The sequence below is a fragment of the Desulfobacter sp. genome (assembly GCF_050177295.1).
Map to the genome: position 1 here is coordinate 1 of NZ_JBFXHE010000138.1, position 6,115 is coordinate 6,115.

Consider the following 6,115-nt stretch of genomic DNA (forward strand, 5'->3'; position numbering starts at 1 on the left):
GCACCTGGGCCCCAGGCATGCCGAGAGGTTGGATGAAAACAGGGGAAGCCCGTTTTCAAGCAGATAGGTATCCCGGATTTCAGGCAGAATCATGCGGATGTTTTCAGGGGTGTTCAGCATCAGATCGCACCGTAGCATCACGGCGTACATAAGGCCCGACCTGCAGAAGGTTATGCCCTGATTATCCCTGATTCGTTTATATGCGTCCTGCAGATCCTGTTTTAAACAACAGGAAAGATCTGTCAGCTCCGACTGGATCTGCCGGATCCAAACCAGGACCCATAAGGCGTTCAACGGTGTTGTTCCCATTGCCGCAAACAGGCATAGCACCATCCTTGCTTCCCTGAGAGACTGACCCAGGTGCTGTTTCAAATCTTCATATTTTTTTTGAATCCCATGGATCACAAGATCCGCCTCCTGATACTTTCTCCTGAAATCCGGAAATACCTGCCAGGCGTCGCCGGTATCCAGATCACTTTTTCGCAACAGCACATATTGTGCCTCTCCTCCGTAAAACACCGGTTGGACTCTTCCGTCCGCCACCAGGAGATCGGTGGATTGATCATAGGCTGCGTAGGGGGTCATCTCCACGGTAATCCCTTCCTGCCGGCTCCGGCATGTTACCGACTTAAGACCTTGAAGGTATTGCTGGGTTGTGTACGTCTCTTTCATGTTTTCTCCTTTGCTTGATGCGTCAAATGAACGCGTTTGGGGTAAAAAAACGAAAGGCTTCCTGCGAACCGTTGTACGCAGACAAGCCTGTGTTTTTGCCCCTCGACCAGCAGTTGAAAAAAATTTAGAAAGTGACGGGAATCCTCCGGAGATCTTCAGAGACCTGCCAGGGATATTTCGATTTTTTTAAGTTTGCTTTAGCCGTTTTTGATACGGCCTGTTCTTTTGCCTCAATCTTGAAACCCTTCTTTTTCAGGGCTGTATAAAAGATTATCAAATTGAAAATTTTCCTGACACCGCCCCCTGATTTTCTGTTGGCGGGGTGTGTATTTAAAATAAACAAATACAGCGTGTTAACTGTTTTTCAGATTCGTTGTTGCAACGGCATACAAATTGCTGTAATCCCAGCATCCCCGACTCTTCGTATGCCGGAGATGGCGGGTGTATCCAGCACTCTAACAACGGAGGAAACAACGCCAAGAAAACCATTGAACAACTAAGAGCATAAGCAAATCCGATAACGCCATACCCTAAAAGTCAGAACCTGGGCCGACGTGGTATTTCGTCGTGGTTGGCCCGCAACGATTGAACATGTTTTAAGGAGAATGAAACATGACCCAAAAAATAAAAGTGATGTTGGTTGATGACGAAGATCGATTTCGTGAAACCGCATCAATGCTCTTAACAAAAAAAGGATTTGACACCACCATTGCGGGGTCCGGAGAAGAGGCCATTCAAATCCTCCGGGCAACCCCCCGCGACGTGGTCGTGCTGGATGTCAAAATGGAGGGAATGGATGGGGAAGCAGCCCTTGCGGAAATCAAGACGATTTCCCCAAAAACCCAGGTCATCATGCTCACAGGGCACGGGACCCAGGATTCAGCCGCCAATTCCCGCAAGCTTGCCGCTTTTGATTATCTGGCCAAGCCCTGTGACATCGACATCCTTGCCGCAAAAATAAAAGAGGCCTATGCAGTCGTGAATACCGATGCGGCCCGTACGGAAAAAAAGGTCAAGGACATCATGACCCAAGTGGACGACTACACCACGGTCACCGTTGATACCACCATCAGGGAAGCAGTGGGCAAACTCATGGATTCCCAGACCCAACTGGTATCCGGAAACATGATCCGGGAAGCGGGCCACCGGTCCCTCATCGTGTTTGACAGGGACGGCAATTACGCCGGACTGCTCCGCATGAAAGACCTGATCCGGGAGGTAAGACCCGGGTATCTGTCTGTCCCGGAATCTTCCAGGGCGGAGAGTGTGCGGTTTTCCCACGCATTCACCGGGGGGTGGGACGGACTTTTCACCATCCAGATGAGGACCCTGGCCGATAAAAAAATCGGTGAACTCACCCTGGACTCCCCGCCCATGATTGATAAAGACGCAAACCTCATGGAGGTGGCGGACCTGCTGTTCAAAACCCAGAGAACCCGCCTGATCGTCACATCAGACAAAAAAGTTGTGGGTATTCTGAGGGAACAGGACCTTTTCTTTGAAATCGTAAGCATCGTCACCAGATGACCGGATTGGAGGATCACATGAGTCACGAACTGAATATTGCAACTGTGGCAGAGGAAGGCGGCGCACCAAAAGACCAGAAATTTACCCTTAAATGGATTGTCATTTCCATTGCCGCAGGTGTTCTGATCTGGCTGATTCCCACCCCGGCAGACCTGGGTGTGCGGGGCCATGCCTTTCTGGCGCTTTTGGCGACGGTGGTTCTGTTGTGGACATCCGAGGCCATTCCCATCGGCGTCACCTCCATCTTGGTGGGCTGCGGGCTGATCATTTTTAACATTCAGTCCTCCAAAGCCGCGTGGGAACCCTATGCCAACAGGAGTGTTGTTTTTGTTTTCTTCATCATCATGCTCGGGGTCATGCTCGGGCAGACCACCATACCCAACCGCCTGATGTCGTATATTCTCAAAATCGGCGGCAGAAACGTCAAGCGCCTCAGTTTCACGCTGTGCATGGGCGCCACCTTTCTTGCGGCGTGGACCCATGATGCCACCATCACCATTATCCTGCTTTATGCCATGATGCCCATGTTCCTGAAAATGGGGCTGACCGCTGACAAGAGCAACAGTTTTACCAAGCATTTCATGTTCATGATACCCCTGGGCTCCGCCTGTGGCGGCGGTGCGACCTTCCTGGGCTCCGGCCGGTCCCCGGCTTCGGCGGAACTGCTCTTCCAGATTACCGGTTACAACATCGGATTCATGGAATACATGTTATACCAGTTCGTACCGTCCATGGCCCTGGGACTTGCCACCTGGCTTGCGGTCTGGATCATCTATCCGCCAAAGATCAAGGAACTGCCCCTCGAACTGGCCGTCGAAAAAATGCCGCCCATGGAAAAAAAAGAAAAACAGCTCGCCTGGATTCTTGCCGGCACCTTTGTGCTCTGGTTCCTGACAGACATTACAAAGATTCACGTCTCAGCCATTGGCGGCCTGTTTATCGTCGTGTGCATGGTCTTTAACGTCGTGGACTGGAAACGTTGTCTGGCCGAATATCCCTGGAACCCCATCATGGTTTTCGGCGCGGGATTCTCCCTGGGCGTGGCCATGCTCGACACCGGTGCCGGCAAATGGCTTGCGACCCAGATTTTTCCGATCTTCACGGGTGCGCCCTGGCCTGTGGTGGCTGCCGGCGCATCCGCCCTGAGTGCCGTAATCACAAGCTTCATGGCCAATGCGGCGGCCACGGCATTGCTGGTGCCTGTGATGGTGCCCATGGCAGACCTGGCCGGAACGCCTGTGGCCCCCATTGCCATGGCCGTTCCTCTGGCCACCACCTTTGTACTGCTGGTCATCGGCTGTCCTCCCACCCTGATTGCCTACGGCTTCGGGTATTTTTCCCAGTGGGAGGCGTTCAAGGTCTTGCTGTTCCGGTCAATCCTCGGCATCCTTCTCCTTTGCCTGTGCATGTCCCTGTGGTATCCGCTGGTCAAGATGCCGGGCAACATCGACAACATGAAGACCCCGGCAAAGCTGACAATGTCGGGATATGAACTCATCCAAACCAAGTAACGCATGAATAACGGCCCCGGCCCCACCCAGACATTTGGCCCGGGCGGGGCCGCAACCAGGCCCGGAGCCTTTGCCGCGCGCGTTAAAGGCTCCGGGCTTGTCCCTTAACACCTCCTTAAAGCACTGACCCGGGTTTTGCCTGGATCAGGGCCCATTCCCGGCGCACCAAACCGGCAATCTGCGCATTGCGTTCGTTCGCCAGCACGGCGCCTTCCCAGTCCGGGTCATCCAGAACCTTTTGCATGAGCATGCCGTCGGTACCGAACCACTGGGGCAGCACCCCGCCCCAAAAGTAGCCCATGGCCTTTAAATGGTCCACGGCCTGCCCCACACAGGGCTGGCCGGTGTTAAGCCAGACCTGGATTACCCGGATGCCCTGGCGGGTCAGACGTTCGTCTTCAGCCGTGATCCGGGCCTGAAAATTTTTTCCCGCATCATGCACCGCCACCCGGGCCACCTGGGCGAATTCAAAAATCTGGGTATGGATTCGGCTTTCCGGGGATCCGGGCACCCCTCCTGCGGCCTCAAAGGTCCGCGTATCATCCAGGCCCTCGTAACAAAGGGAAAAATGGTGTTCCAGTCCCCGGGGAACAAAGACCGTGCAGGGCCTGGGCTTGAGGGTGAGAAACCCCAGAACGGTCGATACTCTGCTTTCAGCGCTTTGTTCCTTAACATAGGCGGCTGCAGGCATGAGGCTGACCTCCATGGCCCGGCAAATCATGCGCGCCTTATTCATTGCTTTCTGGGAAAAGGGATGGTTGCAGACGGTCTCCCCGTAAATCAGGTCTATTCCGGGGCTGGTTTTGCCCATCTCAACGCCATGGCTGGACAGGTGGGTGGTGATGCCGCGGCCGCCCCGGTAGAGCAGGTGCACCACGCCTGCCCCGCTTTCAAATATTCTGGGGTTGGGGGCGGAATTAAAAAGGGCATGATGCCCCACAACAGCGCCGGAAGGAGTAGTGGCCACCGAGGAGATCACCCGGCCTTCACGGTTTTCTCTGGCCAGAAGTTCAGGCTCAAGATAGGTAGGTACCGGGTATTTGTCCCCGTAAACCGAACGAAACAGATCAATGACGCCCGGGGCATCCTGGGGGCGAAACCTGTGGACGGTCCACTCCTGGTCCGGTTCCACTGGAATGGCTTTTTTTGTCATATATTCCTCCTTCCGGTGCTCCGGGCGATTCCTTGCCCGGGCCGGTTGATATCAGCCACTGTCAGCCGCTGGGTCATGATGTCCAGGACCACATATTCCGGGGCAAACACCGGGGCCCGCTCCATCAGGCCTGTATCAGCTAGGAAATAGGCAAGCACTTCGCCGGCCAGCAGGATATTGGCTGCCAGCCCGCCAATGGCCGTGGTAGGCACCACGTCGGCCGACAATCCTTGCTCCACCCGTTCCATGACCGGCTTACAGAAGTCACGCTGCATGACCGAAGGCAGGAGTCCGCCGCCGGAGTCGCCCTTCCGGGCAATGGTCCAGAATTCGTCCCCCTTCATACCGTCGGGCGCAAAGTTGACCATGATCGCCCCAAAACCGACCGCGCCGCAGGTAAAGACCGGGATATGGTGACGCTCCTGCATGGCCGGGGTCATCCGTTTCACCTCTTCCCCTTTTTCAGCGTCAATCACAGCGACATAGGCATGGACGCCGTCAAGAAATTCGTTGAGGTTGCCGGCATTGATGCCATCCGGGTACGGGACCATCTTAAGGCCGGGATTTATCGACCGGGCCAGTTCCATGTACACATCCAGCTTGGGCCGGTCCATGGTGGTCCCGAATGCTGCGGCCTGACGGTTCATGTCCGGCGGATCAAAGATGCCCTTTTCCGCCAGCCTGAAACGGGTCACACCGCAACGGACCAAAGCGAGAAACACCCCGCCTCCGACGCCCCCCAGTCCGGCCAATGCAACCTCTTTCTGCCTCAGGATAGCCAACCCGCTCTCCTCCAGGATCGGCCGGGTTCTGTCCAGAAAATCCATTATACCCCCTTTGGGCCGCAGCAGCCGCAGAGTGAAAACCGCATTTCCCCGTGCCCTTCCCTTTCCAAGATACCCAGGTCGTCAAGCAAGGGAGCCAGGGGCGCGGGTTCCCCATAATATCCGAGACATTCCAGCTCAGCCAGCCCTTGCTCGCGGGAGAGCAGTCCGAAATAGACCCCGGCACTGACCTCGACAACCGACTGGGGGAAAAAGGTGGTGCGCATATTTTTAAATCGCATGAATTGACAATAATCCTTGACAGTTTCAATGCGGCAACTGGTATGAAGCAGCCCTTTATGGCCGGGAGGCGTCTGCCACGCCATCTCCTTTTTGATCAGTTCGCCGGCCTCCTTCCATGTCCCGTAGGTCTCGTTCGTCTTGAGCCTGCGCAGTTCGGGTACAGGAAGCTTCGGATCTTTGACCGC

At 55.1% G+C, this 6,115-nt stretch carries 6 protein-coding genes; 2 read left to right on the forward strand and 4 right to left on the reverse strand.

Translation table 11 applies throughout. The features are described from left to right. On the reverse strand, nt 1–672 hold a 672-nt coding region (locus tag AB7U36_RS11240; RefSeq protein ID WP_428159866.1), incomplete at its 3' end, for a hypothetical protein. A gap of 612 nt (nt 673–1,284) precedes the next feature. Here AB7U36_RS11240 and AB7U36_RS11245 point away from each other — a divergent pair. After that, nucleotides 1,285–2,199, forward strand: coding sequence for a response regulator (locus AB7U36_RS11245; RefSeq protein WP_428159867.1), 915 nt, complete (start codon nt 1,285–1,287; stop codon nt 2,197–2,199). 17 nt (nt 2,200–2,216) lie between these two features. Beyond that, entirely contained in the window at nt 2,217–3,710 is a 1,494-nt protein-coding gene (locus AB7U36_RS11250; protein WP_428159868.1) for an SLC13 family permease, read from the forward strand. Nucleotides 3,711–3,825: 115 nt separating this feature from the next. Here AB7U36_RS11250 and AB7U36_RS11255 read toward each other — a convergent pair whose 3' ends face one another. The 3 genes from AB7U36_RS11255 to AB7U36_RS11265 form a co-directional block, all read right to left on the reverse strand. Further along, nucleotides 3,826–4,863 carry a hypothetical protein gene (locus AB7U36_RS11255; RefSeq protein ID WP_428159869.1) on the reverse strand — a complete coding sequence of 346 codons (1,038 nt, stop codon included), beginning with the start codon at nt 4,861–4,863 and terminating at the stop codon, nt 3,826–3,828. Then, the gene (locus tag AB7U36_RS11260; RefSeq protein WP_428159870.1) at nt 4,860–5,690 is read right to left on the reverse strand and encodes a ThiF family adenylyltransferase; all 831 of its coding nucleotides are present in this window, start codon (nt 5,688–5,690) and stop codon (nt 4,860–4,862) included. Before AB7U36_RS11260 ends, AB7U36_RS11255 begins: the two co-directional genes overlap by 4 nt. After that, on the reverse strand, nt 5,690–6,115 hold a 426-nt coding region (locus AB7U36_RS11265; protein WP_428159871.1), incomplete at its 5' end, for a hypothetical protein. The genes AB7U36_RS11260 and AB7U36_RS11265, both read right to left, overlap by 1 nt.

Excerpts from the sequence above, each read along its gene's own strand:
- AB7U36_RS11245 (WP_428159867.1), top strand. The coding sequence starts at position 1,285 with ATGACCCAAAAAATAAAAGTGATGTTGGTTGATGACGAAGATCGATTT.
- AB7U36_RS11250 (WP_428159868.1), top strand. The coding sequence starts at position 2,217 with ATGAGTCACGAACTGAATATTGCAACTGTGGCAGAGGAAGGCGGCGCA.
- AB7U36_RS11255 (WP_428159869.1), bottom strand. The coding sequence starts at position 4,863 with ATGACAAAAAAAGCCATTCCAGTGGAACCGGACCAGGAGTGGACCGTC.
- AB7U36_RS11260 (WP_428159870.1), bottom strand. The coding sequence starts at position 5,690 with ATGGATTTTCTGGACAGAACCCGGCCGATCCTGGAGGAGAGCGGGTTG.